Source organism: Algimonas porphyrae, assembly GCF_041429795.1.
Classification (GTDB): domain Bacteria; phylum Pseudomonadota; class Alphaproteobacteria; order Caulobacterales; family Maricaulaceae; genus Litorimonas; species Litorimonas porphyrae.
The window spans coordinates 1,328,258-1,352,424 of sequence record NZ_CP163424.1 but is presented as its reverse complement, the minus strand read 5'-3'; the positions used below and the strand labels follow the sequence as shown (position 1 = coordinate 1,352,424).

The 24,167-nt window shown below is 60.7% G+C and carries 32 protein-coding genes; all 32 read right to left on the bottom strand.

The window, feature by feature from the left end; genetic code table 11:
- Positions 1 to 16: 16 nt before the first annotated feature.
- Positions 17 to 688, bottom strand: a complete 672-nt coding sequence (locus AB6B39_RS06580) for a response regulator transcription factor (RefSeq protein WP_284369484.1) — start codon at positions 686 to 688, stop codon at positions 17 to 19.
- A gap of 101 nt (positions 689 to 789) precedes the next feature.
- Entirely contained in the window at positions 790 to 2,265 is a 1,476-nt protein-coding gene (locus AB6B39_RS06575) for a trypsin-like peptidase domain-containing protein (protein WP_284369486.1), read from the bottom strand.
- A gap of 14 nt (positions 2,266 to 2,279) precedes the next feature.
- Positions 2,280 to 2,900 (bottom strand): DUF938 domain-containing protein, encoded by a 621-nt coding sequence (locus AB6B39_RS06570; protein ID WP_284369488.1) that lies wholly within the window; start codon positions 2,898 to 2,900, stop codon positions 2,280 to 2,282.
- Entirely contained in the window at positions 2,897 to 4,294 is a 1,398-nt protein-coding gene (locus AB6B39_RS06565; protein ID WP_284369490.1) for a sensor histidine kinase, read from the bottom strand. Before AB6B39_RS06565 ends, AB6B39_RS06570 begins: the two co-directional genes overlap by 4 nt.
- 4 nt (positions 4,295 to 4,298) lie before the next feature.
- Entirely contained in the window at positions 4,299 to 4,976 is a 678-nt protein-coding gene (locus tag AB6B39_RS06560) for a response regulator transcription factor (protein WP_284369492.1), read from the bottom strand.
- A gap of 47 nt (positions 4,977 to 5,023) precedes the next feature.
- The gene (locus AB6B39_RS06555; RefSeq protein WP_284369494.1) at positions 5,024 to 5,335 is read right to left on the bottom strand and encodes a PepSY domain-containing protein; all 312 of its coding nucleotides are present in this window, start codon (positions 5,333 to 5,335) and stop codon (positions 5,024 to 5,026) included.
- A 48-nt stretch (positions 5,336 to 5,383) separates the two neighbouring features.
- Positions 5,384 to 6,364 carry a DnaJ C-terminal domain-containing protein gene (locus AB6B39_RS06550; protein WP_284369497.1) on the bottom strand — a complete coding sequence of 327 codons (981 nt, stop codon included), beginning with the start codon at positions 6,362 to 6,364 and terminating at the stop codon, positions 5,384 to 5,386.
- A gap of 14 nt (positions 6,365 to 6,378) precedes the next feature.
- Positions 6,379 to 7,134, bottom strand: coding sequence for a hypothetical protein (locus AB6B39_RS06545; RefSeq protein WP_284369498.1), 756 nt, complete (start codon positions 7,132 to 7,134; stop codon positions 6,379 to 6,381).
- A 246-nt stretch (positions 7,135 to 7,380) separates the two neighbouring features.
- A complete protein-coding gene (locus AB6B39_RS06540) occupies positions 7,381 to 7,572 on the bottom strand; it encodes a phage tail assembly chaperone (RefSeq protein WP_284369499.1) in 192 nt (63 codons plus the stop codon).
- A complete protein-coding gene (locus AB6B39_RS06535; protein WP_284369500.1) occupies positions 7,569 to 7,817 on the bottom strand; it encodes a hypothetical protein in 249 nt (82 codons plus the stop codon). The genes AB6B39_RS06540 and AB6B39_RS06535 overlap by 4 nt, the downstream gene beginning before the upstream one ends.
- Positions 7,818 to 7,837: 20 nt before the next feature.
- Complete coding sequence (locus tag AB6B39_RS06530) at positions 7,838 to 8,242, bottom strand: phage major tail protein, TP901-1 family (protein ID WP_284369501.1); 405 nt, start codon at positions 8,240 to 8,242, stop codon at positions 7,838 to 7,840.
- Positions 8,239 to 8,664 carry a DUF3168 domain-containing protein gene (locus AB6B39_RS06525; RefSeq protein WP_284369502.1) on the bottom strand — a complete coding sequence of 142 codons (426 nt, stop codon included), beginning with the start codon at positions 8,662 to 8,664 and terminating at the stop codon, positions 8,239 to 8,241. Before AB6B39_RS06525 ends, AB6B39_RS06530 begins: the two co-directional genes overlap by 4 nt.
- Complete coding sequence (locus tag AB6B39_RS06520; protein ID WP_284369503.1) at positions 8,661 to 8,978, bottom strand: phage head closure protein; 318 nt, start codon at positions 8,976 to 8,978, stop codon at positions 8,661 to 8,663. Before AB6B39_RS06520 ends, AB6B39_RS06525 begins: the two co-directional genes overlap by 4 nt.
- Positions 8,975 to 9,475: a head-tail connector protein gene (locus AB6B39_RS06515; RefSeq protein WP_284369504.1), complete on the bottom strand. Its 501-nt coding sequence runs from the start codon at positions 9,473 to 9,475 to the stop codon at positions 8,975 to 8,977. The genes AB6B39_RS06520 and AB6B39_RS06515 overlap by 4 nt, the downstream gene beginning before the upstream one ends.
- 160 nt (positions 9,476 to 9,635) lie before the next feature.
- Positions 9,636 to 10,787: a phage major capsid protein gene (locus tag AB6B39_RS06510; protein WP_284369505.1), complete on the bottom strand. Its 1,152-nt coding sequence runs from the start codon at positions 10,785 to 10,787 to the stop codon at positions 9,636 to 9,638.
- Positions 10,784 to 11,212 carry an HK97 family phage prohead protease gene (locus AB6B39_RS06505; RefSeq protein WP_284369506.1) on the bottom strand — a complete coding sequence of 143 codons (429 nt, stop codon included), beginning with the start codon at positions 11,210 to 11,212 and terminating at the stop codon, positions 10,784 to 10,786. The genes AB6B39_RS06510 and AB6B39_RS06505 overlap by 4 nt, the downstream gene beginning before the upstream one ends.
- On the bottom strand, positions 11,209 to 11,472 hold the full coding sequence (locus tag AB6B39_RS06500; protein ID WP_284369507.1) for a hypothetical protein: 264 nt from the start codon (positions 11,470 to 11,472) through the stop codon (positions 11,209 to 11,211). Before AB6B39_RS06500 ends, AB6B39_RS06505 begins: the two co-directional genes overlap by 4 nt.
- Complete coding sequence (locus AB6B39_RS06495) at positions 11,469 to 12,611, bottom strand: phage portal protein (protein ID WP_284369508.1); 1,143 nt, start codon at positions 12,609 to 12,611, stop codon at positions 11,469 to 11,471. Before AB6B39_RS06495 ends, AB6B39_RS06500 begins: the two co-directional genes overlap by 4 nt.
- A 153-nt stretch (positions 12,612 to 12,764) precedes the next feature.
- On the bottom strand, positions 12,765 to 13,208 hold the full coding sequence (locus AB6B39_RS06490; RefSeq protein WP_284369509.1) for a hypothetical protein: 444 nt from the start codon (positions 13,206 to 13,208) through the stop codon (positions 12,765 to 12,767).
- Positions 13,209 to 13,288: 80 nt separating this feature from the next.
- Positions 13,289 to 14,560, bottom strand: a complete 1,272-nt coding sequence (locus AB6B39_RS06485) for a DNA-packaging protein (RefSeq protein ID WP_284369512.1) — start codon at positions 14,558 to 14,560, stop codon at positions 13,289 to 13,291.
- Positions 14,553 to 14,873 carry a hypothetical protein gene (locus AB6B39_RS06480; RefSeq protein WP_284369514.1) on the bottom strand — a complete coding sequence of 107 codons (321 nt, stop codon included), beginning with the start codon at positions 14,871 to 14,873 and terminating at the stop codon, positions 14,553 to 14,555. Before AB6B39_RS06480 ends, AB6B39_RS06485 begins: the two co-directional genes overlap by 8 nt.
- Before the next feature lie 38 nt (positions 14,874 to 14,911).
- A complete protein-coding gene (locus tag AB6B39_RS06475) occupies positions 14,912 to 15,727 on the bottom strand; it encodes a DUF6456 domain-containing protein (RefSeq protein WP_284369516.1) in 816 nt (271 codons plus the stop codon).
- Complete coding sequence (locus AB6B39_RS06470; RefSeq protein WP_284369518.1) at positions 15,724 to 16,065, bottom strand: helix-turn-helix domain-containing protein; 342 nt, start codon at positions 16,063 to 16,065, stop codon at positions 15,724 to 15,726. The genes AB6B39_RS06475 and AB6B39_RS06470 overlap by 4 nt, the downstream gene beginning before the upstream one ends.
- A gap of 132 nt (positions 16,066 to 16,197) precedes the next feature.
- Entirely contained in the window at positions 16,198 to 16,707 is a 510-nt protein-coding gene (locus tag AB6B39_RS06465) for a PAS domain-containing protein (RefSeq protein ID WP_284369520.1), read from the bottom strand.
- 225 nt (positions 16,708 to 16,932) lie between these two features.
- Positions 16,933 to 17,352 carry a MucR family transcriptional regulator gene (locus AB6B39_RS06460; protein WP_371398724.1) on the bottom strand — a complete coding sequence of 140 codons (420 nt, stop codon included), beginning with the start codon at positions 17,350 to 17,352 and terminating at the stop codon, positions 16,933 to 16,935.
- Positions 17,336 to 19,096 carry a Na(+)/H(+) antiporter subunit D gene (locus AB6B39_RS06455; protein WP_284369524.1) on the bottom strand — a complete coding sequence of 587 codons (1,761 nt, stop codon included), beginning with the start codon at positions 19,094 to 19,096 and terminating at the stop codon, positions 17,336 to 17,338. The genes AB6B39_RS06460 and AB6B39_RS06455 overlap by 17 nt, the downstream gene beginning before the upstream one ends.
- Positions 19,089 to 19,469 (bottom strand): hypothetical protein, encoded by a 381-nt coding sequence (locus tag AB6B39_RS06450; protein ID WP_284369526.1) that lies wholly within the window; start codon positions 19,467 to 19,469, stop codon positions 19,089 to 19,091. The genes AB6B39_RS06455 and AB6B39_RS06450 overlap by 8 nt, the downstream gene beginning before the upstream one ends.
- Positions 19,466 to 20,941: a proton-conducting transporter membrane subunit gene (locus tag AB6B39_RS06445; RefSeq protein WP_284369529.1), complete on the bottom strand. Its 1,476-nt coding sequence runs from the start codon at positions 20,939 to 20,941 to the stop codon at positions 19,466 to 19,468. Before AB6B39_RS06445 ends, AB6B39_RS06450 begins: the two co-directional genes overlap by 4 nt.
- On the bottom strand, positions 20,938 to 22,467 hold the full coding sequence (locus tag AB6B39_RS06440; RefSeq protein WP_284369531.1) for a monovalent cation/H+ antiporter subunit D family protein: 1,530 nt from the start codon (positions 22,465 to 22,467) through the stop codon (positions 20,938 to 20,940). Before AB6B39_RS06440 ends, AB6B39_RS06445 begins: the two co-directional genes overlap by 4 nt.
- Entirely contained in the window at positions 22,467 to 22,943 is a 477-nt protein-coding gene (locus tag AB6B39_RS06435) for a cation:proton antiporter subunit C (protein ID WP_284369533.1), read from the bottom strand. The genes AB6B39_RS06440 and AB6B39_RS06435 overlap by 1 nt, the downstream gene beginning before the upstream one ends.
- 4 nt (positions 22,944 to 22,947) lie before the next feature.
- On the bottom strand, positions 22,948 to 23,430 hold the full coding sequence (locus AB6B39_RS06430; protein ID WP_284369535.1) for a Na(+)/H(+) antiporter subunit B: 483 nt from the start codon (positions 23,428 to 23,430) through the stop codon (positions 22,948 to 22,950).
- Positions 23,427 to 24,164: a DUF4040 domain-containing protein gene (locus tag AB6B39_RS06425; protein ID WP_284369537.1), complete on the bottom strand. Its 738-nt coding sequence runs from the start codon at positions 24,162 to 24,164 to the stop codon at positions 23,427 to 23,429. Before AB6B39_RS06425 ends, AB6B39_RS06430 begins: the two co-directional genes overlap by 4 nt.
- Positions 24,165 to 24,167: the final 3 nt, after the last annotated feature.

Here is a 24,167-nt window from a genome sequence, read left to right as displayed (position 1 = left end):
GCTGATCAGACGCAGATCAGGGCTGGAGTCGGTAGCCGGCACCACGCACCGTATGCAGCAAGGGCGTATCGAATTCCTTGTCGATCTTCCCGCGCAGACGCGAAATGTGGACGTCGATAACATTGGTCTGGGGGTCGAAATGATAGTCCCAAACTTTTTCCAGCAGCATGGTGCGCGTCACGACCCGACCCGCATTACGCATCAGGCATTCCAGCAGACGAAACTCTCGTGGCTGCAACAGAACCTTCTGTCCGGCCCGGCGCACGGTTCGGGCCAGCAAATCCATTTCCAGATCGCCAACCTTCAGCTTGGTGACAGCCGCCGTCGGATCGGAGCGTCTGCCGATAGCTTCGACCCGGGCCAGAAGCTCCGTAAAGGAGTAGGGCTTGGCCAGATAATCGTCGCCGCCCGCCCGCAAGCCTTCGACCTTATGATCTGTTTCACCCAGAGCGGACAGGATCAGGACGGGCGTGGCGTCGCCGTCTTCGCGCAGATCAGTCAGCACTTCCAGACCGTCACGTTTGGGCAGCATGCGATCCAGGATCAGCGCGTCATAATCAGCGGCCCGGGCCATTTCGAGGGCCATATCACCATCTGCCGCTAGATCGACGACATGACCGGCTTCGCTCAGGCCCTTTTTGACATATTCCGCTGCGACTTCGTCGTCTTCGACAACCAGAATCTTCATCGGTTTTTCTCCGTAATGCTCTGTCCATGTTTCTATAGACAGATATTAGGAAAAGATAACGACCATTCCGTAAGGTTCGGCCTTTCTGCATGACAAACTGGTTAGAGTGGCAACCTCAATGTCGTCTCACCGCCATTCTTGGGTCGCAGGCGGATCTGCAGGCTGCGTTTTTTGTCGAGCTTGGCGTTTAGGATCATCGACTTCCAACTATCAACGTCGGCAATTGGTTTGCCGTCCGCATAGAGCAGGACCATGCCGATTTCGAAACCCGCCGCCTCTGCCTCGGACGACAACTCCACACTTTCAACATAAATCCCTGACTGGTCCAGACGCATGCCGATGGCGCTGCGGAACTCATCCGAAATGTCGAGCACATGCACGCCTGTATCAATATCGATCCGCGCATGGGGTGCGGTTTTCGGGGCGGGTGGTGGCAGGCCCTGACTGATGGCCGCGTCACGCTGGACTTCCGCTTTGGTCGGACGCTCGCCGATGGATACGTCGATGGAATAGGTTTTCTTGCCGCGTTCATAAATCAACGTGGCGACATCGCCGGGGTCCAGCTCGCCGATGGCGCGTGTCGCCTCGACGGAGTTGCGAACGGGCGTGTCGTTGATGCGCAGGATGACGTCGTCGATTTGCAGACCATAGACAGCAGCCGGACTGCCCGGGACAAGATTGTTGACCAGCGCTCCGGATTTGAAAATGCCTGGCAGCCCATCCATCTCGAACACGGCGTCACGCAAACCGGCGCCCATATAACCCCGGCGCACACGACCATCGGTGCGAAGGGCCTGAACGACCTCCTCGGCAGTCTGATGCGGGATGACAAAGGCAATCCCGACAGACGCGCCGGTCGGAGAATAGATCGCTGAATTGACGCCGATGACATCGCCCTGAAGGTTGAAGAGCGGACCCCCACTATTGCCACGATTGATGGTGGCGTCCGTCTGGATGTAATCGACGAAGGACCCACTATCCACGCGCGCGCGACCGATGGCGGAGACGACGCCGAGCGATGTCGATTGCCCGATCCCGAACGGATTACCGATCGCAACAACCCAGTCGCCGATGCGGGTCGCATTGCCCTGATGAAACGAGACATGCGGGATCGGCTCGCTCGTCGCGAAGGTCAGCAGCGCAATATCCGTTTCCTCGTCCGTCCCGATGATTTCCGCCGGGTAACGACGGCCATCATTGAATTCGATTTCGATCGTCTGACCGCCTTCAATCACATGGTAGTTGGTGACCACTTCACGGTCTGGCGAAATAACGAAGCCGGACCCCTGCCCTTCGGACAATGTCTGACCTGTCGCGGTGGTCACGATGATGTTGACGGTCGACTGGCTGACGCGCTCGACCAGATCGGCAATCGACGGCAGGGCGGCAATCGGCGTCTGCATGATCGTTGGTGGTAGGCCCGCTATATGCGTCGGCTGCGTGGCTTGAGCCCCGTCGCGAAGTGGCTGATAGGGTTCCTGCTGAGCAGGACGCTTGATATCGATCGTGGGAACGGTCTGGGCCATCGCCGGAGCGGCGAACAGAACCAGACTGGCAGTCATCAGGGCGGCACGCACGGCAGGCTCCTCGCTCAGCGCCTGGACAGCCTCACAAGATGATTGTTGCGCGGCATGTCGAAGCTTTCGAGCCGACTAAAGCCGACATCTTCAAAGATATACTTAACAAGCTGCAAATCCCTGACACCCCAGCGCGGATCACGGCGTTTGAGCGAGGCATCGAAGTCCAGATTGGACGGCGCGCTCGCCTCGCCGAATAGAAACGGTCCGTAAAGGATGACCATATCGCTGCATTCTGAAGCCCCTTGGGCCAGTCCATGGGCAGCCTCGATCGGTGCGATATGGATCATGTTGGCTGAAAAGACCGCATCATAGCGGCCAAGATCCTGCCACCAGTCCGACTGCGTCAGATCCAATGCCAACGCGGCTGGCCACCCCTCATGCGCCCACGCGTTCTGGCTCCGGCGTGAGGCCGGATCAGGATCGCTATATTGCCAGATCACATCCGTTCGCAGATCGCCAAGCGCGGCGCCGTGTTCACCCGTACCCGAGCCGACCTCCAGAACCGTGGCCGCATCAGGCAGCCAGTCCGACAGGCGCGCCGCAATGACAGCCTTGTTCCGGCCTGCGCTCGGCGAAAACAGGCGATCCCCGTCCCGATCTCTGTCTTCCAGTGCAATCGGTCTGTCGTTCACGACCGATCTTTCTGGGCGCGCGGCAGGGTCAAGGCGGCCCGCAACCCGCCAAGTTGACTGCGAGACAGGCTGAGCGAACCGCCATAGGCTTCGGCCAGATCATCAACAATCGACAGGCCCAGGCCTGAGCCCGGCGTGGCTTCGTCAAGCCTTGCGCCGCGTTTCAGGGCCGTCTCAATAGCGGTTTCAGGAATGCCCGGACCGCTATCCTCGATGATAATCTGCAGGCTGCTTTCGTCGCAGCCGCGCATCACATCGATCCGGCCATCTGTCCATTTCGCCGCATTATCCATCAGATTGCCAACCATGTCCTCCAGATCGCGCTTGTCGCCGCGAAATCGCAGACCGGCATCACCATCGACATCGATCACCAGATCCTTGTCGCGATGTATACGGGGCAAAGTCCGCGCCATTGCGCTGATCACGCTATCGACGTCGCTCGACAGACCGATCGCCTGCCCGCGGGCCGCAGCGCGCGCGCGGCGCAGATGATGGTCGACCTGTGCCGACATGGCGTCCGTCTGGCGTTTCACGACACCGGGATCGACGGATGATCCCAGACTGGCTTCGTTCTGCAGCACGGCGATCGGCGTTTTCAGCCCATGCGCAAGGTTGCCGACATGGGTCTGAGCTCGCTCCACCACATTGCGGTTATGGGCGATCAGGGAGTTCAGTTCTTCCGCGACACCGGCAATCTCGGCCGGGTAGCGCCCTTCCACCCGCGTCGTCTGCCCTTCGCGGACGGCGGCGACGCGCTCGGCGAGCGTAAAGAGCGGCCTAAGCCCCAAGCGGACCTGCGCATAGATCGCCGCCAGCAGGCCTGCGCTGAGAAGCCCCAGCACGATCAAGGCGATGACTGCGAAGCGCTGAATGGAACGGGTGGCCGGGCGGCGGTCCGCGCCGGCCATGGCGATAACAGGGTCATTCATGCCCGGCAGCCGAACCTCGCGCCCGACAATGCGAAGTGGCTCCGAGCCGTTCTGGCCATCACTGGCAAAGCGAACCGCTTCGCCAGACGCTTCGGACAAAGCTGTGCGGGCTCTGTCACTGACAATCAGCGTTTCGCCGTAGAGAGAGCGGGATGCCAGTAAGGGTACGACACGCCCTTCTTCACGTGGTTGCCCAATCATCCAGTAACGCCCCGACAAGGCCTGCTGATAGCGTGGATCGATCGGTTCGCGCGTCAGCGAAAGCTGTCCTGTCTCTGTGACTTCGACAGAGGCGATCAGCGCCGTGACGGCAGAATCCAGCGGATCGTCAAAGGACTGGTAGACCGTATTGCGGTAGAACCAGGTGAGCAGCACAAGCGCCGTAATGAGCGCCGGGACCGTCCACAGCAACGCCGCGCGGACCAGACGGGAGACGAGCGAAGGGTTCGGAACGTCTCCAACCATGGACTTATGCCGTATCCGGTGCCTCGGGGTCGATCAGACGATAGCCAAGGCCGCGCACTGTTTCGATCCGGTCCGTGCCGATCTTCTTGCGCAGGCGACCGATAAAGACTTCGATCGTATTGCTGTCGCGGTCAAAATCCTGATCGTAAATATGCTCGACCATTTCAGTCCGGGAGATCACCCGTCCTTTATGGGCCGCCATATAGGCCAGCAGACGGAACTCATGGCTAGTCAGCTTGATACCCATGCCGTTCACGAAAGCGCGCGCCGCGCGGTTATCGACAACCAGATCCCCGATCTCGATCGTATCCGTGGTGTGTCCAGCAGCCCGGCGCAACAGGGCGCGCAGACGGGCCAGCAGCTCTTCCGTATGGAAGGGTTTGGTGAGGTAATCGTCTGCGCCCGCATCGAACCCAGCGACTTTCTCGCTCCACTGGTCGCGCGCCGTCAGGATCAGGACAGGCATTTTGCGCTCATCCGCGCGCCATTTCTGCAGGATCGAAACCCCATCGATCTGGGGCAGACCCAGGTCGAGAACGACAGCGTCATAGGGTTCCGTATCGCCCAGGAAATGGCCTTCGACGCCGTCACTGGCGACATCGACGGCATAGCCTTGCTCTTTCAGCACCTGCTTAAGCTGGCGGGACAGATCGGGATCATCTTCAACGACAAGAATGCGCATGGGGGCTCCGCACGGATTGGTGAAACATCATAAGGCTTCGAATGGACCTATCGGATGCGACCCGTATTCGCGTCAACCACGATATCGACGACGCGGCCATCGCGGGCAATGATGCGTACGCGGTAAGTATCCCGGGTCCGACGGATATCGACGACTTCGCCGCCAGGCACACGGGCAAGCGCGATGGCCCGCGCTTCGCGCGCCGAGATCTGCCGCTGTGCGACCTGTTCAACCGAAGGGGCCGTCTCTGCTGCCAGAACAGACGGGCTGATCGGCAAGCTGGCTGGTGCCGCCGCCAAAGCCGGAGTCGCCAGAAAGCCGCTGAGAAGCGCGGTGGATATGACAAGCATGTGTCGCATTTCAGCCCTTCTATGTTCGGTCCTCTGAACGAAGACTGAATAGTGCGTTTAGTTTCCGATCAATCCCTGACGCAATACAGCACCATTTTCATCGCCTATCTGTTGCTTGGTATCGTCTGCCTGCGCCAGTTCAGCCTCTGTCAACATGATGACCAGTTCGACAATCAGATTCCCGCGCACCTTGTTCTTTCCCGTCGCGCCCTTCCCTTTCAGGCGCATCTTCTGCCCGGTATTGGAGCCCGGTTTAATTTTCAGACTGACCGCACCGCTAGGCATGTCGATCCGGACCGAACCGCCGCGCAAAGCCTCGCCCAGACTGATCGGCAGGCGGAGATGAAGGTCATCGCCGTCTCGCGCAAGATTGGGATGCGGTCGGACACTGATCCTGACCTTGGCGTCACCGGCCGGTCCGCCGCCCGTTCCTGGTTCGCCTTTCCCGCGGACGCGCAGGCTCTGCCCGTCCCGAATACCGGCGGGAATGCGGACTTTCGTGCCGGATGGAAGCTGCCGTAATCCGCCTCTCAGAGACTCAGGCAAGGACAGATTGACTGTGTATTGAATGTCTGCACCCTTCCGGCGCACAGGTGGCCGGTTCATACCGCCTCGCATGCCACCGGAGAACGGCCCCGTATTCATACCGAATAGTGACCCGAACAGGTCGGACATATCATCCTGACCCATTCTGCCGCCGCCTGACCCACCTCTGGCACCGAACCCTTCGAACCCGCCAAAACCCGTATTATAGCCGGGACCTTGACCACGCTGTCCGAAACCGCCTGCACCGGCGAACGGATTGCGTTGCTGTCCCTGTTCGTCGATAGCGCCGCTATCATACTGTTTGCGCAACTCTTCGTTCGACAATAGATTATACGCCGCCGTCACTTCCTTGAAGCGCTCAGCCGATGCCGCATCGTCCGGATTGACGTCCGGGTGCAGTTTCTTGGCGAGTTTGCGATATGCTGACCGGATTTCCTTATCCGTCGCCGTTTTCGCTACACCAAGCAGGTCATATGGATTCTTCGCCGCCATAGGCGACTATTTAGTCACGCGCCGCCTACATTCAACGTCTCCGGCATAAGACTTTCCCGGCCATCCGGTCCGAGCTGGACGATCTCAGCCCTGTCGAATTCGCTCGTTTCGATGAAAGTCTGGGTCGTGTCGACCGTTTCGATCGTTTCACCGCGGTACAGCCGGACCCGGTAACGAAGATGATCGGCATCGCTTTCCCATCCGGTGAATGCGCGGTCGCGACCAATCCAGCTCAGTCGCTGGGAATCCCATGTCGCATGGACAGGATGAAGCGGCACACCGGCAAGGTCCTGCCAGATCAGATCCGTCGCCTGCGCGGCCCGACTCTGGGTCATGCCTGTCACGGTCACCGATGTCCCTCTCCAATCGGCGGAGAGCGCAAGCGTCTCCACGCCGGATCCAAGCCAGAGGATACGAGCTCCAGAGGCCAGCGGGTCTGCCTGATAAATGTCCGTCCCGTCCAGCCCCCGCAGCAAATGCGAGAGCGCATATTCGTGCGCGCCGACCAAGGTCACATCCCGTGCTGCGATGATTTCCCATCCCAGCGGTGTCTCGATGGCAAAGCGATTGGCCGAGTGCAGGACGTCATCATCGGAGACGGAACTGACTGCCAGGTTCGGCATGAATATCGTCAGCGACGTCTGTTCATCAACAATCAGTGCCGAACGCGCCGGAAACGCACTGAGTGTCGCTCCGAGTCGCAAGGGTCTGGTCAGTGTCTGTTCGCCCTCTGGACCCGCGATCGTGACCGGTTCGAACGGGTTGAGCATGGCGCCGACACTGATGCCAGACCGGTCTGGTAGATCGAAAGCGAAGAGCTGCGCCGGCCCGGACCATGCAATGGGTTGCGCAGTTCCGGGCGTGGCTCCCGCAAGCCAGGTCCGATCCGCCGAATAGGCCCGCCGCGCCGTCAGGTCGATCTGCGATCCGATTTCAAGCGTATCGACCGTCCACAGATGCCCATCGAAGGCAAAGCGATCCAGAAGCGCTGATCCGTATCCAGCGCCGCGACGGCGTCAGCCGCCTTGCCGATCTATTCCATCGGGGTGGTCCTTCATCAATTTATTGAGGTCTGACCGATCCAGCGCGGAGCGGTCGATCGCGATCAGTGACAGCCAGTCCGCCAGCGGCATGGCCCAGAACTCGCTCGGCGAGAGCTGCAGATGGCGCACGGCAAGCCGGTGCCACTCATCGAATGGCCAGGTCATGAAAGCGCCGTGACGATGCACTGTGATGCCGCCGGCATATGATCTGCCACCTGTTGATCGGTCAGGCGCGCCACCTCCGCTTCATTGCCGGAGGGTCGTAGCAAGGCGGTTAGCAGGTGGCGCGCCGTGTCCGGACACAAGGTCCGGATCATGTCAGCCAGAGCCGCTGGCGTTTTGGCGTCACATCGCGCGGCCAGTTCGGCTAGGCCACCGACCGTCAGGCGCAGCGGCCCGATCTCGGTCATGACATCTCCTGCGCGATAATTCATGACGGCATGAAGACCGGTTCTCCGGCACTGACCAAGGTCAGTTCGAACGTTGCTTCGCCCTTGAACGTGCCCCCATAGGTCAGTCCCGACACAAGAATAGGGGATGTGATCGTGCCGAAACCTGGCAGGATCATCTGCGCGTTGAGCACGGTCTGGGCGAAAAAGGCGCTGCGGATCAGGGCATCCGATTGCGCGTCTCTGAAAACGCCGGAGCCCGTTATGGCAATGGACCGAATGCCCGCTTCCGGTAGCAATTCCGTCCAGCCATTCGACTGCATGTCCGTTACGTCGACCGTCTGCGCATTGAGCCGGATCGACTTGGTTCGCAACCCTGCAACCGTCATGAAACTGCCTTCATCTTCGACCTTCAACAGAAGGTCGCGTCCTCTTGCTACGCTCATGGCGTGGTCTCCTCTTGAGAAGGTTCGGTGGTTGTCACGGACAGTCGCAGCAGGCCGTGGAAGGTCCGTCCATCCGGGGCGCGCAGCACGTCCAGATAAAGCGGCACGACCGCCTGTGGGAGGGCGTCGCAAATGGTGTCGGATACGCGCCGCAGCAGGTCGAGCACTTCGGATCGACCTTCATACCGGCTCCAGAGGTGCAGAGTGATCTGATGGGTCGATTGCGGGGCGGCATCGCCGCTGGAATCCTCTGACCGGATGCTGCCGTAAGTCAGATAGGGATAGGCTGGGTCCGTGGGACGATGATCATACGCCCGGATCGGATCACCCAGCACCGTCTGGAGAGTCAGATCCAAACCCAGCGCCGTATGGATGTCATGCTGCACGGCCAGTGCGGCCTCAGCCAGATTGACGCTGCTCATTGGCGTTCCTCCTCACAAATTAGATGCAGACGTTCACGCCGCGTATCGGGGTCGCTGACCGCGACCACGCGCAGCGTCCGACCGCGCCAGACAAGGCGAGCCAGACGGGGGAAGTCGCTGCGAAAGCGGAGCGTCACCCGAAAGGTCTGCGTGACGCTGAGACGGCCGTTCGTCTGTGTTTCGGACAGGGATCGCGGTTCGACAGCGGCCCAGACGGCGCGCTGAAACGTCCAATTCGTGACGGTCCCGCCCAGATCATCGGCGATCCGGCTCGGCGCGTAGATCCCGATGCGGTGGCGCAACTGGCCGATCACAGTCCGACCACCCGGTAAGGCATGGTCAGCGCATCGACCATCAGCGGCAAGGTGGACGGTGTGGCGTCCCGATGTTCGTAAGCTTGGGCGACCAGCAATAAGAGCGCCTGTCGCAAGGGGGCCGGAATGTCGGATGGTTCCGTGCCGTAACCCGCCGTAAAGGCGATCTCGACATGATCCATGGCACTTGCGCAGACTGTCGCAGGGCGTTTACGCAGATTGACAATATAATCCGTGGCCTGTTCGCCATCGACCAGAACGGTCTCGACGCTGGTGACAGGCCAGCGCGGCAAGCGGAACTCGTCGGTCGCCGGGCTCGAGAGCTGCATGGATCGCCGGATCATGGCGACATTCAAATGGTTTTCCAGCGTCTGCCGCGCCGACGCGATCAGCGTTGCGATCAAGCCGTCATCATCGTCGTGATCGACGCGGAGAAAGGTTTTCGTTTCGGCGAGCGTAATCGGCTCGACCGGCGGGTCATCCAGATCGATCAGCATGAATGGGGTCCCTCCAGAATGGCAAAGAAAAACCCGCCGTGAAGGCGGGTATGAAGTGGCGGCGACCGGTCACGGGTCCGATCGCAAGCATGTTTCGCAGAGTTCCTTGTGAAAAGGCTGGCCCTGCGACTGACTGCGGCGATCACCGCGTCAGAGAGGGTTATTCGGCAAATTCCAGCAGAGCGAAGGCGTTCTTGTCCTGCACGCCGCCGCCGACACGCTTGGTCGTGTAGAACAACACATAGGGCTTTGCGGAATAGGGGTCGCGCAGCACCTGGATGCCCTGACGGTCCACAATCAGATAGCCGCGGCGGAAGTCACCGAATGCGACGGCCGGACCGTTATCGATGATATCCGGCATGTCCTCAGCCTCTGTCACGGCATAACCCAGCAATTGGCTCGGTTCGCCGATCGTGCTGGGCGGCGTCCAGATATAGTTGCCGTCTGCATCCTTCAGCTTGCGGATTTCCGAAAGCGTCCTGCGGTTCATCATGAAGGACGCACCGGGACGAAATTTGGACTTGGGCGTGTAAATCAGGGACATCAGTGCATCGATCTGCGATCCCACCGCAAAACTGCCGTTCACGCCCGTTTTCACGACCGCCAGCGCATCCGCACCGTCTTGATAGGATAGCAGACCCTTGGGTTTATTCTGCCCGTTTCCGTTGACGAATGCGGCAGTTTCCTGCGCGGCGAACACATCGCGGACCTCTTCGGCGAGCCAGGCATCAACATCGGCCACGCTATCGTCCAGCAACGCCTGCGTCGCGGCCGGCATGGCGTAAAGCTCGCCGACAGGAAAATCCATCAGCGTCAGGGACGGCGCCGTCGTTTGAGGCCGGGCGTCTGACTCCCCGGCCCAGCCGGATGTGGCATCGCCAGTCCCGACAGGCTTGCGAAACCGTCCCGCCCCGATCTTGCGAACCGTGGCGATGCGCCGGAATGGCGAGGCGGCTTCAAGAACACTGTCGATGCGGTTTTCCGTTTCGATCGGGGTGATGAACCCCCCACTGCCATCGCTGGACGAGAGGGATTTGGCTTCGATCAGCGCCGTTTCATCACCCGTGCGAATGAACCGGTCCCAAGCGGACTTGGCTTCGTCGACGGGCTGGCTCAATGCGGGTTGCGACAGGCTGAGCGACAAGGTCTCCAGTCGCTTGTTCAGCCGGTCGACTTTCGCGTCGAGCAAGGGATCGGCAGCGGCCTTTTTCTCGATTTCGGTCAGACGTTCGTCATTGGCCTCGCGAAAGGCCGCAAAGGTTGCGGCGAAATCATCGCTCGCCATTTTGGTCTCCAGAATTGGGGTAGTCACGCAAGTCTCCTGTGGTTGGTGCGTTCGGTTACGGGTTCAGAAACTGTGTCGATCCGGGCGGAGCCCAGCATCGGAAAGGCGACGACGGATATTTCGCGCAAGTCCAGGTCGAGCAGGTCGCGCCCACCCTCGCGCGGCGTAGCGCGGCGGGTGCGATAGCCGATCGACAGGCCGTTGACCTTTCCGGCTGTAATCAGTCGCGTCAGCGCCGGATCCGTCACGCGGCCCTCCACGAACAGTCCGGTGCCGTCTTCCGTCACACGGTCCCAGACGCCGATCTGACGTTGGTGGTCGGACAGCATGGGCAGGGATGTGGAGCGGCTGAGTAGCGAAGCGGCGAAGGCCCCGCGCCGCACCCTGTCACCGCCAGCGTCACGCTCGTCGAAGCGCGACGCATAGCCGGAAATCTTCAGGCCGGCGGTCATGGCCTGTCGCCTTTGGTCCGAACGAGAGTCTGTTCGATCCGAAGCACGCTGCTGCGCATGATCGCGGTTTCCCCCTCGAGCCGTGCCAGCCGTTCACTGATGGCGAGCTGGCTTTCAAATTCATGTTCCAGTTCGGTCAGACGCGCTTCGGCAGCCCCGACCCAGATGAGCCCTCCGGCCGTCTGCAGGATCAGTGTCATGATCAGACCGAACGTGATTGTCCGTTCAAGCCGGACCGGTCCCATTACCGTCATGGTCATGCGCCGTCCCCGCGCGGTCCCAAGCCTGCCAGATCACGCTGCTCATCGATGTCGAGGAAGCTCGCCGCATCGATCCGCGCCCATAGCGCCGTCCGCTCCGCCGCCAGGGCCGGGACTGCATCCAGATCCGGGTTCAGCGAAACGTCTTGCCCTGCTGCCGTCAGCCAGCGGCTGAGAGAGCGCGCCGTACGCCCGACAAGAGGAATGACGGTCTGGCGCCAGAAAGCACGGTTCGCCTCGGCATAATTCGCGTAAGTATTGTCGCCCGGAATGCCGAGCAGCATGGGCGGGACGCCGAATGCGAGCGCAATGTCGCGAGCGGCTTCGCGACGACCCTGAGTAAAATCCATGTCGGAGGGGCTGAGTCCCATCGTCTTCCAGTCGAGCCCGCCTTCCAGCACCATCGGACGGCCAGCGCGAGCCGGGCCGGTAAAGCCCTGTTCCAGTTCGGCTTTGAGCTGGTCGATCTGATCACGCGACAGCCTGTCGCCCGATCCGCCCTTATAGACGAGCGCACCGGATGGGCGCGCGCTATTGTCGAGCAGGGCCTTGGCCCAACGCGTGCCTTGATTGTGCAGATCGATACTCGTCGCCGCGGCGCGCAAGGGCGACTGTCCATCCACGTCGGATAGCGGATCGAACAGGGTCAGCGCCATGATCTCGCACTGACCGCTCAACGGATCGCGACGATGGACGCTGCGGGCCTTGTCGGTGCGGATCCCAAATCCTGCGGGACGTCCAGCCGCATCCGTCAGGGCGCTGACCCTGTCGGGACGCAGCGCGCGCAATCCGACGAGGTCCCCGTCCAGCCAGACACCCTGCAGATAGGCGCTGCCTGAAACCTGGAGATAGCCGTAGAAGCGCTCCAGCACTTCGGCGGCCTCATCCGGCAGGCCGTCGCCGAGTAGCGGTACAGACGCGCACGCTTCCGCAATCATGCGCACACAGCGATAGACGACAGGATTGCGCGCAAATCCTTCGCGGCAGAGGGAGACGAAATCAGGGCTGGTGAAACAGGCGCGGCGCGACAGTTCGACGGCGACCAGCGGCGCGTCACCGGATTTGGTTTCATCGGCCAGCAAGGCAGGAGCAGGCGCAACGCGCGGACTGAGCGTGCGGCCCGTGAAAGGCAATTTCATGATGGTGGTTCCCATCGGTGCCCAAACCCTTTGAGCAGCGATAGGTCTTTTATGACCCCATTCGGAATAGCGGGGATTTATTCGGCTGATTTTCTTTCAGCGGCCTGAAAGACAAGAATTTTCCATCCGCGTTCGCGCGGATTGATTGCCGGATCAGGCGACCCGGAACAGGGCCGCGCTCTGCAGCGTCTCACCCAGCAAGGTCTGAGTCTCGCGGTAATTGATCCGCAAAGCGTCGCGAAGAGCCTCATCGGACAGAAGCGAGGCCAGCGTAATGGCACCGCGATAAGCGTCGCGTGCGGTTTGCAGCGCTTCCCGGTCCCCTGTGCGGCGGCCCAGAATCAGAAGCGTATCCGCAATGGATTGCTGAATCAGCGCATGTTCGCGTGGCGCGTCTTCGAAAGAATAGTAGCGTTTGGCGGACCGAAGCGCTTCGACGGCTTCGATCAGGGGTTCGGGATTATTGGCCTGATCGGCAAGCGTGACCAGTTCCTGCGCCAGCTCCCAGTTGAGCTGACCGAGTTCCCGATCGGTCTGTCGCAATCTGATTTGCAAGTCCGCTGTCTGACGCCGCTTCGATTTCACGGTTTTTGACATAGTCGCACCTTTGACCATCCCGCAAGACGGCACCCCTCCTGGATTGCATGAACTATGACGCCAACAGGGTAAATGCGCGGTTAAAGAAAATGAAGCCGTGGGGTTTGCGTCTGAAGCAGCAATTCCGAGACTCCCCAGACCAGCGCGTCCATCCGGTCAGGACTGCCTTTTGCGCCGTCCGAGCCGAACGCACACAGCTCGTCCTCCAGATCATCCAGTCTGCCCACATGGTGGACGCGACTGCGTGCATACATCAACCCGACGGGCGTCGCCCGACGCGCCTTTGAGCGGGCCGCGTGGCGGCGCTGTACAGGCACATCGGCATCGACCTGGGCGATGACCGTTTCGATCATCTCTCCGCCCTGATTGGACTCGACCAGAATGGCATCCGCCGCATGAGCGTGAAACAGATCGACAACCCGCCGGGCCCAGGTTTCGGGGCGGGCGCGCGACACGGTCGCGTCTTGCAGGATATAGGCGTGAGCCGTGCCGTCCCGGCGCGCCCGTCCTACGACGATAATACCGCAGCGGTCCGACTTGGGACCAGACGTGGCCGGCGGGTCGACACAGATTAGAATATGACCCAGCGGCGGCGCATTCTTCACCCGCGCCTTGTCGATATCGCCACGCTGAAAAATCGCACCGGGATGATCGCGAACAATGACCCCGTCCAGTTCCTGCCGACCTAGCGCCGTTCCGCCATAAAGATCGGTCATCGCCGCAATGAAACCCGGCGCAAGATTGTCCGCATTGTCGCGGGTTCGGGACCGGGTTACGCAGGTGCCGGGCGCATGGATCAGTCGGTCCAGTGCAGGCATGGGACGCGGTGTGGTGGTCAGAGTCAGACGCGGGCTTGACCCTAGTCGCAGGCCGAGACGCAGATTGGACAGCACGGCATCCGGATCCCGCCAGGCACAGAATTCATCGCCCCAGGCCGCGTCGAATTGCGGACCGCGCAGACTGTCCGGCTCATGTGCTGAAAACAGATAGGCGATCGCGCCACTGGGAAAGACCAGCCGCCGACGTGTCGGCTCATAATGGGGCCGTTCATTGCGAAAACCGACATTCAGAAGGCCGCTATCGCCGCCTAGCATGACTTCGCGCGCATCGTGCAATGTCGGCCCGATCAGCGCGATACGTCGTGCCCCCTGCCGGACCTGTTCCAGAACCCATTCCGCACCGGCCCGCGTCTTGCCCGAACCGCGACCGCCCAGCAGGAGCCAGACGGACCAGTCGGGGTTGTCAGGCGCTCTCTGATCGCACCGCGCAAACGCGCCCCAATCACAATTGATCGAAGCGGTCTCACTATCGCTGAACCATGCGCTTAGTTGCAGGTCCGATATGTCAGTCATCAAGTTCGTCCAGAATACCGGTCGCAACAAGGCGTTTAAGTTTTCGCAGGAATGCCTGTCTGGCGTCGCCTTCCAGCCGATCTCCTGGCTGGGGGACGCCTGTCCTGTCGCGCAAAAACCCCTCGGCCCGTTCGAGACTGTTGATCATCTGGGTGATAGCCTTGGCCGTCCGTTCGATTTCACTCACCGACAAGGCGTCCTGCGTATCGCCCAAGGCTAAGAGGCGGGCCTGCAAAGCGCGGATCAGATCATTCGCCGTTACAGGCTGCGCATGTTTGGGATCGGAACAGGTTTCAGTGTCTGAGCGGGTCATGGCATCAAGCTAGCCCGGCGCGGCAGAACGGGGATCAATCAGGCTGCATCCGCATCCAAGGGGTGGACAGGTCTTTCGGCGCAGGGGGATTGGGGGTCAATGGACAGGGGGCGCGGCCCCTCGCCCACAACGGTGCCGTAATGCCGGCTGAGAATATCCAGCGCCATGCGGAGCACGATCAGGCCCGTGCCGCGCGCCCAGCGCTCTGCCCGTTCAATCGCCTCTAGCCGTTCATTCGCCCCGCAGATGGCGTTGAGTAACCGCGCCATGTCATCGCCGACCGCCATGCGCGCCGCCTGCAAGCTCTTGCCGGCGTCGATACGTGCCAGCGCAGCCCTCTCCGCGGAATCGTGACGCCACGCTCCATCGACTTTGGGCTGGGTCTGTGCGCTTGAGCCGACGCGCCCTTCCCCCGCAGCAAGCAGAGAATGCGTATAGCGCTGCGCCGCTGTGATCTGAGCCGCTGTCAGGATCGGTCGATCCTGCGCGTCCTGACGGCGGGCCAGCCTTTCGATCACGGAGCCGCGTACATTGCGACGCACAGGTCTCTCCACGCCCGAGGGGATGTATTCGACGCGCTCCTCCATCTCGAAGGCGGATGACCCATATTGCAGGCGCCGACGTGTAGGCCCAGACGGGCCAATGCCGCGTTCCGTTGCAATCAGCGCCCCATCGGCGATCAGCCGGTCTATATCGGCGCAATTGACCCAGAAGAGCGGACGTTTGCGTTTATCGCCCCTCACATAGGCCGGCCAATCCTCGCTCAGCGGCTCACGGCGGATCAGGCCGTCGCTCGCCAGAAGGCTGCGTAACAATTGCTCGTCATGGAGGCGGGCGCTGCGCGGGCTCTTCATTGTGCGTCCGCCATACGGGGCGCGCGGACGAGCCAGCGTTCCAGTCGCTCGAGCTTGGCATCGAGCACAGGGTCCGTCCGCCCATCCTCGATCACGCGAATAGCATGGCTGACAGTCGTCCGGTCTCGTCCGAACAACTCCCCGATACGGGTCATCGTCATGCCGAAACTGCAGGCACTGAGGTACATGGCCACCTGCCGCGCATAATCGGTCAGGGGTGCGCGCTGGTGCGGACGGGTGATGTCGAGATCGGGGACGCCGAATTCGATTGCTGCGGCGGCCAGAGCGAGGCGAGCGCGGGCCGGATCATTGGGGTTGGTCGATTTACGGCGAGACATATATCCTCCTTCATCTCTGCCGACGACCATAAAGCGGCAGCACGATAGCGAGGATTATATTCCTATACCCTTTTCGAGGGCATGACGAGGCCTTCCACCCGAAAGTGGCAGATTTTTCTCTAGATCATTGAATCAGGCGTAGAGTTTTTTCTGCGTCGGCTGCGGCTGAACAGCCGTTTCCAGCGGGCAGATATGGTCATAACCGAGGATTGTTGTCACGGTGACACCATCTTCCGAGAGCGGAAGCCGGAGCCAGAACTGCGCAAGATGCGATCCCATCGGGGTATTGGGTTTGGTCACACCGTGGAAGGGGCGCTTCTGATCGACCACCATATCGAGAACACGGTGCCAGTAATCCGCCCGGCAACCGATGGGTAATTCATCGACGTGAAGGCCCTGAATTTCGTCGCCGTAGAAACGCCAGAAGCCGGTTCCGGCCAGACGAAACAGGTAGCGGCGACCCGCTTCACCGTCCCGGCATTCGGTCAAGGTGATCATCGGCAGCTGGGCGGAAATCTCGGCGGGTTCGATGTCGGCGCGTGTGGGCAATCTACCACCCTGGCACTGCCGCCGCCAATAATCATAGATCGCTTGTTGCTGCGGCAGCACCATCTGGTGCCGTAGCGCATTCCCCTTGAGCACGTTGTCTCCCCCGTCCCGTTCTACTCGCTCCCACGAATCAGACCATCGGGGATCGGCGAATCGGCGACAAGGGTTCGTTAACCATAAATAGCGGCCCGGACTCGAAATGAGTCGCTTTTTTGATTCGCTCCCGAATCGTTTCGCTTAATAATTCGCCGGGCTTCTCGCCGAGGCTGATGAGAAATTAAACTGAGTTATATTCAGACGCGGCAGATCGAGTTCGCGTCACTCCGTCTTGTCCGAACCGGGTTTCCCCAATCCAGATTGGCGCGCCAACTCCGATCGGCGGCGGGCGTAGGCCGGGGCCACCATCGGATAATCGCGCGGCAGGCCCCACTTCTTGCGGTAATCATCTGGGCTCAACCCATAGGCGACGCGCAGATGGCGCTTCAGCGATTGATACGGCTTTCCGTCTTCGAGACAGATCAGGTGCGCGTCCGTGATCAACTCCGCAATCGGGACGGCTGGCGCGCGATCCGGAGACGCTGTTGCCGGCATGGCGGCGTCGGCCAGTGACTGATGAATGGTCCTTGCGAGCTGCGGAATGTCGGACGAAGCCACCGTGTGGTTTCCGACATAGGCCGCTAGCACCTGCGCCGTCAGTGCCAGCCGGGCCTCATCCGCCGGATCAGGTCCCGGCGACATAGGCAAAGATCAGCACGAAGACGAGCACGGCGGCCGTCAGCACAGCGGGTAATCCGGACGGCGCGGCCTGGCTGAGCGCTCCGGCTGGCGAGAACGCCTGATAGAGTCTGCGACCAGCACGTTTCATACCGAGCTTGCGCCAGCTGGACATGCGCGCCGATAGACGCACCCAGACGGCATCGGCCCAGACCGCGACATTCCTGCCAAGCTTGCGATACAGCACATCGACATCGACAATCTCCGCGCGTCGTTCAGCCGGATAGAGCTTGTAGCGCTTCAACAAGGTAAAGGCGAAGATCGCCGCAAACAGCAGCTGCAACTGGAAGACGACGTGATCCCACGTATAGGGTTTGTAATCCGTCACATAGGGCATCAGCGAATAGAGGATGTCATAGCCGCCCCACGGCCAGGCCAGCACGATACACAGCACCGCAGCCAGGCTCATCGCGACCAGCATGTTCCACGGCGCTTCCTTGACGCGGCGTCCGCTATCGTGGGCGAAGAAGGTGAAATGCGGCACCTTGATCCCGCTATGTTCCATCACACCCGCGGAGGCGAACAGCATCATCGCAAATGGCACCCAGAGATGTTCATCGATAGCGGCGGCGAGGATCATCGCCTTGGTGACGAAGGCGGCCAGCAAGGGGAAGGCCGCGATCGACCCGGCCCCGATCAGACAGAGCACGGTCGTGTAGGGCATACTTCGGAACAGGCCGCCCAGTTCGGACGCCTTGGCCGTCCCCGTCCGGTGAATGACGGCACCGATCGACATGAAAAGCAGGCTCTTGAAGATGACATGGACGAAGACCTGTCCGACCACGCCGTTCATCGCCATGGTCGTCCCAATCCCGATACCCGCCACCATGAAGCCCAGCTGGTTGTTGAGCGAGTAGGCCAGGACACGTCGCAGATCGTTTTCGATCACCGCGAAGAAGACCGGGAACATGGTCATGATACAGCCGATCCAGATCAGAATATCCGTGCCCGGAAAAGCGCGCGCCAGCGCATAAATGGCGAATTTGGTCGTGAAGGCGGACAGAATGACCGTCCCGGTGATCGACGCTTTCGGATAGGCATCCTGCATCCACATATGCAGCATGGGGAAACCGGCCTTGATGCCCATCCCGATCAGCAGCAGCCACGCACCGGGCGAGTCGATACCGATATATCCGAATGTGAAGTCCCCGCCTTTCGACCCGGCATAGATCACCGCTCCGGCCAGCAGCAACACGCCCGACAGCACTTGGATGACGAGATAGCGTATCCCCGCCGCATAGGCCCGGTCGCCGCCCTGCCAGACCAGGAAGACCGAGGAAATCGCCGTAAATTCCCAGAACAGGAACAGCGTCAGCATGTCGCCTGACAGCACGCCCGCAACGGCCGCACCCGTATAGACCAGCGCCGAACTGTCCGTGATCCAGGACTTTTCATGCAGGGCGTAGATCGCATTGATGAAGCCCGCGAGACAGAAGAGATAGCCCCAGACGACGGAGAGCGTATCGATCCGCAGAGTCGTCAGCAGCACATCGCCAATATAGAATTGCCCCGCCAGAACGCCGTTGAACTGCGACCCTTCGATCGGACCCGCCCGGTCATAGATCAGGAAAATCATGATCGCTGCGAAGACCGGCGCTACAACGGCCAGCCCCTTGCGCAGCGCATTGGCAGGCATCAGCGCGCAGATCAGACCGGCGACGATGACCCACAGGCCGGGATTGATCTGTCCCAGGATGGTATCAGTCATGATGCGCCTCCCCGGTGATCTCCGGATCGGTGCTCACCTCGGGATCGGGCAAGCCGCCTTCGCCGTAGAAATCTTCCTTTCGCGCCAGCAGCTTGAACAGGACGGGCGCGGCGAAGACGATAAAGGAATAGGCGATAAAGCCAAAAATTGCCCAACTTCCCGGAATGGGCGTGCCGCCGATCATTTCCCAAGGGGCGGGATGTTTTTGCGGATGCAGCACACCGAGAATGGAGGCGATGATAAGACCGCCCAGTGGCAGCCAGATAAAGTTCCGTTTGATCTTGGGATCACCCAGAAACAGAAAAGGCCGGGCGGCAGGGTGAATGCCGTAATCGCTGCGGACTTCGGGATCGGATCCAGACTGAGAGCTCATAAGATCGGCTCCAGGAAGGTGATAATCCACGGTGCGGCAAAGAATAGAACCAGCGTGCCGATGGCGGTGATGACGGGCGGTATGATCACCCAGCGATGCTTGCGCGCTTCCAGCGCGATGGCGGCATCTGCCGCAGGATCCGCAGGCGGCTTCATGAACCCCCGGATCGCGATTGGCATCAGATAGAGAATGTTAAGCAGGCTCGACACGATCAGCGCGGCCATCAGTACCGCCTTGCCGGAATCGAGCGCACCCCACATCAGATAGAATTTGGGCCATGAGCCACCGAAGGGCGGCACACCGATCAGGCTGATACTGGCAACAAGGAACGCGCCGAATACCCAGGGCAGCTTGCGTCCAAGGCCGTCGAGCTGGCTGACATTGGTGCGGTGCGCAATTGTATAGATGGCCCCCGCGACCATGAAGAGCGTGATCTTGCCCCAGGCATGCATGACGATCTGCAGACCGCCACCGAGAATGCCCCAGCTGGTTGCGAGCATCGCCCCCAGGGTGATGTAGGAAAGTTGCGAGACCGTTGAATAGGCCAGACGTGCCTTCAGATTATCTTGTCGCAGCGCGATGATGGACGCGATGACAATGGACAAAGCGGCGATCCAGGCGAGCCATTCGGAAGACGGCGTCGCCAGAGTAATGTCCGTACCGAATGTGTAGACCACCACTTTCAACATGGTGAAAACGCCTGCTTTCACGACCGCCACCGCATGCAGCAATGCAGAGACCGGCGTCGGCGCGACCATGGCGTTGGGCAGCCAGGGGTGGACGGGCATAAGCGCGGCCTTGCCGATACCAAAAGCGAACAGGACAAGCAGTGTGGATGTCGCCAGCAGGGACGCGTCAGGCCCGAAGACACCGCCCGGGACGAAATCGATTGAGCCTGCAATAACCTGCGTGCCGATGATGGCTGGCAGCAACAAGCCCAGCGATGTCCCCATCAGGATCACCGTATAGATGGTCAGCCCTTTGCGCGCCTTGGCATCGCCCTTGTGGCTGACGAGCGGGAAGGTCGAAATTGTCAGGGCTTCGTAGAAAATGAACAGGGTGATCAGATTGGCCGACGCGGCAATCCCCATGGCCGAGGCGATGGCGATGGCGACAAAGGTGAAGAAGCGCGTCTGGTTTTTCTCATTATTGCCGCGCATATAACCCAGCGTGAACATGGAATTCACGATCCAGAGCGAGCTCGCAATCGCGGCAAAGGTCGCGCCGAGCGGCTCCAGACGGAACTTGATCTCGAACAGGCCCGAAAAACTGCCGATCAGAAGTTCGGGTCGCGCGCCCGTCGATACCAGTCCACAAAGATAGATGACGTTGGCCAGTAGCAGGAGGCCCGCCAGGAATGTCACCGCTTCGCGCAGATTGGGCCAGCGCGGACCGATGAGCGGGATCAACCCCGCTGCCGCTAGCGGGATCAACATCAGCGATGCCAGCGCCATTTCGGGACCGAAGCTCATAGCCCGCCCCCGGGAATGAGAACACGGGCCGCATTCTCGCTGATTTCGGTCAGCAGGACATGTCCGCGCGCACCAATCATGATGGACAGGAGGGCCAGTCCTACCATCGGAATCAGCATCAATGGCGGCGCTTCATTACGCTTGACCGCAACACCGTCCACCATGGGCGGGTCACGGAAATAGGCCATCATCATCATGCGCCCCATATAGAACAGCGCAATGATCGAAGTGATCATGATAACGCCGACGGCCCACCACCAGCCTTGTTCGGCTGCGGCTTCGGCGAGCGCGACCTTGGAGACGAAGCCGGCTGTGAACGGCACACCGATCAGGCTGAAGGCGAGAATGGTGAACGCGGCGGTCGTGATCGGCATGGTCTTGGCAAGACCCGCCATATCATCAAGACGGACGATCCCGAACCGGTACCACATGGCCCCGAGCGCCAGGAACAAGCCGCCCTTGACGACTGCGTGATTGATCAGATGCAGATAGGAACCGGCCAGTCCCGACATGCTGATCAGGCCGATGCCAAGCAGCATATAACCGACCTGTGCAACGGAACTGAACGCGAGTGTGCGCCGGATATCGGTCTGGAAAAATGCCTGCAGCGAACAGAAGATCATGCCCGTCACAGCCAGCGCCGTCACGATGTAGGTGAGCACCACCGCGACATAATCGAAGCTCGGGTCGAACACATTGAAGCTGAACCGGTACATGAGATAGAGCGCGGCCTTGGTCGCCGTGGAGGACAGGAAGACCGTGACCATGGTCGGGCTATAGGCATAAGCGCCGGGCAACCAGGTATGCAGCGGGAACATGGCCAGCTTCAGGCCCAGCCCGACGACGATGAAGCCGAACGCGACCTGTGCGACCCGGGACCCACCATCGAGATTGGCAAGAATACGCTGCATATCGTCCATGTTGAGCGTGCCGGTTTCCGCATAGAGAAAACCGACGCCAATGACGAAGAACGTCGCCCCGATCGAGCCGAGGATCAGATAGTTGAAGGCCGCCGACAAGGCACGCCGGTCCCGGTTCGCTCCCATTGCCACCAGCGTATAGGTTGAGATCGAACTGACTTCGAGAAAGACGAAAACATTAAAGGCATCGCCCGTAACCACCATGCCGCACAGCCCGGCCATGCAGAGCAGAAAGGCTGCGTAGAAAGGCGCGCGTTTCTTGGTCTGGACTTCGGCTTCGACAGACGGTGCTGAATAGACGAGGGTCATCAGACCCATGGCGGCAATCAGCAGCAGGATCGGCGCATTGACCGCATCGATCTTCAGGGAAATCCCGTGAGGCGGCTCCCATCCACCCATGCGGTAGATGAAGCTGCCCAGATCGACCTGCGTTTGCAGTACGGCATAGGCGGCTATCGTCACGATGGCCGAGACCAGCAGCGCGACAGCCCAGGGCAGACGCCGCACTTTCGGCAATAAGGCCGTGATCGCTGCAGCCAGCAGCGGCAAGGCGATGGCAAAGGCCGCGCCGTGATCGGCGAGCCAGCTGGCAAAGAGCGGGGCCATCAGCGCTCGATCCCTTCGAGATTATATTCGAAGTCCTGAGCTTCGACCGCGTCCATTTCGATCGTCCCGTAGACTTCACGAATACGCACCGTCAGTGCCAGTCCGATTGCAAGCGTCGCCACACCGACCACAATGGCCGTGAGGATCAGAACATGCGGCAGCGGATTGGAATAGATCAGCTCGCTGCCCTGCCCCGGCAACACATAGACATCGCCCGACGCGGCCAGCTGCACTGGTTCGATAAAGGCGCTGTGATCATCATAGCCCGTCTTGGAATTGGGGTCCTTTTCCAGAATGGGCGGCTGACCCGACGCGATCTTGGCGAGGGTAATATAGAAGAGAAAGACGGACGTCTGAAACACGGCCAGCCCGACCAGCTTCTTGATCATGTTCCGGGATGCGAAGACGACATGCAGGCCGGTCATCATCAGGATAATGACGACGACATAGTTGAAGTGCGAGAAGAGCGAGTCCACGACCTTACCATTCCTCGTTCTGAATATCGGGCTGACGGGAGCCGAAAGCATAGAAGATGGCAAGCATGACCGAGGTCACCGTCGTCAAAACGCCGACCTCGATGGCGATGATCCCCCAATGCTGACCATGGATCGGATCATGGGCGAGCACGCTGTAATTCAGGAACTCTCCGCCCAGCAGCCAGGCGACGACACCGGTCCCGCCATACAGCAGAACGCCGAGACTCATCCCGACCCGGATCAGCCAGGGCGGAAAGGCGCGCTTGGCCTCATCCAGACCGAAGACAAGCGCATAGAGAATAACGGAGGCTGAGAGGATGACGCCGGCCTGGAAGCCGCCGCCCGGACCATATTCTCCGTGGAACTGGACGTAAAAGGCAAACAGCGCGATCAGCGGGATCAGGAACTTCGCAATAACGCGTAGCAGCACATGCGGATCGTGCGGCAGGGTCACATCATCATTCGGCTTGTCGACAGGGCGGCTCATGATCCGCCCTCCCCGATCTGCGTGACGGATGGCGGATGTTTCCGTCGCTTGCGACCGGGCGGGTTCGCTGGCGCGGGCGAGGTGACAGTCTGTGTGTCCGCGCTGGTCGCGCCTGGCGGCGCATGCGGGTCGGACAGGCGTTGGCCCTTGACCTGAGCGCGGAACTGTCCGGCATTGCCGTTAAGGCCCAACAGCAGCAGAACGCCCAGCCCGGCAGCGAAAATCACGACCGCCTCACCGAACGTGTCATAGCCCCGATAGGAGGCCAGCACCGCCGTGACGACATTGGGAATATCGACTTCCGTCACCGTCTTCGCCAGATAATCCGTGCCGACATAGCTATTGGCGGGGCTGTCCGCATCGCCATAGGCGGGCAGGTCCGGCACGGCATACATCAGGGCCGTCCCCGCAACGAGTACGACGGCGAGCGGTCCCCATTGTCGGCTCATCGGCACGGGCGTGGATTCGCGGTCGGCCAGCAGCATCGCCGCGAGCATCAGAACCGTTGACACACCTGCACCGACAGCGGCCTCGGTAAAGGCTACATCGACAGCGTCCAGCGTCACGAACCAGGCCGCCGCAACCAGTGAGAACACGCCCTGCAGCATGACGATGGCAAAAAGCGACCGCATCCGGACGATGGCAAAGGCGACAATGACCAGCAGCGTCAGCAGACCGATATCGAGGAGCAATGTTGAAATCAGCGGGGATGTCGGAACTGCGAGTATCGGCATAGG

What these genes read in the sequence shown, in the direction of transcription:
- AB6B39_RS06545 (WP_284369498.1), bottom strand. Translation starts at nt 7,134, where the DNA reads ATGCTCAACCCGTTCGAACCGGTCACGATCGCGGGTCCAGAGGGCGAA.
- AB6B39_RS06535 (WP_284369500.1), bottom strand. Translation starts at nt 7,817, where the DNA reads ATGACCGAGATCGGGCCGCTGCGCCTGACGGTCGGTGGCCTAGCCGAA.
- AB6B39_RS06490 (WP_284369509.1), bottom strand. Translation starts at nt 13,208, where the DNA reads ATGTCAAAAACCGTGAAATCGAAGCGGCGTCAGACAGCGGACTTGCAA.
- AB6B39_RS06460 (WP_371398724.1), bottom strand. Translation starts at nt 17,352, where the DNA reads ATGTCGCCGGGACCTGATCCGGCGGATGAGGCCCGGCTGGCACTGACG.
- AB6B39_RS06560 (WP_284369492.1), bottom strand. Translation starts at nt 4,976, where the DNA reads ATGCGCATTCTTGTCGTTGAAGATGATCCCGATCTGTCCCGCCAGCTT.
- AB6B39_RS06430 (WP_284369535.1), bottom strand. Translation starts at nt 23,430, where the DNA reads ATGAGCCGCCCTGTCGACAAGCCGAATGATGATGTGACCCTGCCGCAC.
- AB6B39_RS06485 (WP_284369512.1), bottom strand. Translation starts at nt 14,560, where the DNA reads ATGACTGACATATCGGACCTGCAACTAAGCGCATGGTTCAGCGATAGT.
- AB6B39_RS06470 (WP_284369518.1), bottom strand. Translation starts at nt 16,065, where the DNA reads ATGTCTCGCCGTAAATCGACCAACCCCAATGATCCGGCCCGCGCTCGC.
- AB6B39_RS06515 (WP_284369504.1), bottom strand. Translation starts at nt 9,475, where the DNA reads ATGCTGATCGATCTGGATGACCCGCCGGTCGAGCCGATTACGCTCGCC.
- AB6B39_RS06525 (WP_284369502.1), bottom strand. Translation starts at nt 8,664, where the DNA reads ATGAGCAGCGTCAATCTGGCTGAGGCCGCACTGGCCGTGCAGCATGAC.
- AB6B39_RS06565 (WP_284369490.1), bottom strand. Translation starts at nt 4,294, where the DNA reads ATGGTTGGAGACGTTCCGAACCCTTCGCTCGTCTCCCGTCTGGTCCGC.
- AB6B39_RS06425 (WP_284369537.1), bottom strand. Translation starts at nt 24,164, where the DNA reads ATGCCGATACTCGCAGTTCCGACATCCCCGCTGATTTCAACATTGCTC.
- AB6B39_RS06445 (WP_284369529.1), bottom strand. Translation starts at nt 20,941, where the DNA reads ATGAGCTTCGGTCCCGAAATGGCGCTGGCATCGCTGATGTTGATCCCG.
- AB6B39_RS06550 (WP_284369497.1), bottom strand. Translation starts at nt 6,364, where the DNA reads ATGGCGGCGAAGAATCCATATGACCTGCTTGGTGTAGCGAAAACGGCG.
- AB6B39_RS06505 (WP_284369506.1), bottom strand. Translation starts at nt 11,212, where the DNA reads ATGACCGCCGGCCTGAAGATTTCCGGCTATGCGTCGCGCTTCGACGAG.
- AB6B39_RS06455 (WP_284369524.1), bottom strand. Translation starts at nt 19,096, where the DNA reads ATGACTGATACCATCCTGGGACAGATCAATCCCGGCCTGTGGGTCATC.
- AB6B39_RS06500 (WP_284369507.1), bottom strand. Translation starts at nt 11,472, where the DNA reads ATGACCATGACGGTAATGGGACCGGTCCGGCTTGAACGGACAATCACG.
- AB6B39_RS06495 (WP_284369508.1), bottom strand. Translation starts at nt 12,611, where the DNA reads ATGAAATTGCCTTTCACGGGCCGCACGCTCAGTCCGCGCGTTGCGCCT.
- AB6B39_RS06450 (WP_284369526.1), bottom strand. Translation starts at nt 19,469, where the DNA reads ATGAGCTCTCAGTCTGGATCCGATCCCGAAGTCCGCAGCGATTACGGC.
- AB6B39_RS06540 (WP_284369499.1), bottom strand. Translation starts at nt 7,572, where the DNA reads ATGACCTGGCCATTCGATGAGTGGCACCGGCTTGCCGTGCGCCATCTG.
- AB6B39_RS06580 (WP_284369484.1), bottom strand. Translation starts at nt 688, where the DNA reads ATGAAGATTCTGGTTGTCGAAGACGACGAAGTCGCAGCGGAATATGTC.
- AB6B39_RS06555 (WP_284369494.1), bottom strand. Translation starts at nt 5,335, where the DNA reads ATGCGACACATGCTTGTCATATCCACCGCGCTTCTCAGCGGCTTTCTG.
- AB6B39_RS06530 (WP_284369501.1), bottom strand. Translation starts at nt 8,242, where the DNA reads ATGAGCGTAGCAAGAGGACGCGACCTTCTGTTGAAGGTCGAAGATGAA.
- AB6B39_RS06480 (WP_284369514.1), bottom strand. Translation starts at nt 14,873, where the DNA reads ATGACCCGCTCAGACACTGAAACCTGTTCCGATCCCAAACATGCGCAG.
- AB6B39_RS06475 (WP_284369516.1), bottom strand. Translation starts at nt 15,727, where the DNA reads ATGAAGAGCCCGCGCAGCGCCCGCCTCCATGACGAGCAATTGTTACGC.
- AB6B39_RS06440 (WP_284369531.1), bottom strand. Translation starts at nt 22,467, where the DNA reads ATGGCCCCGCTCTTTGCCAGCTGGCTCGCCGATCACGGCGCGGCCTTT.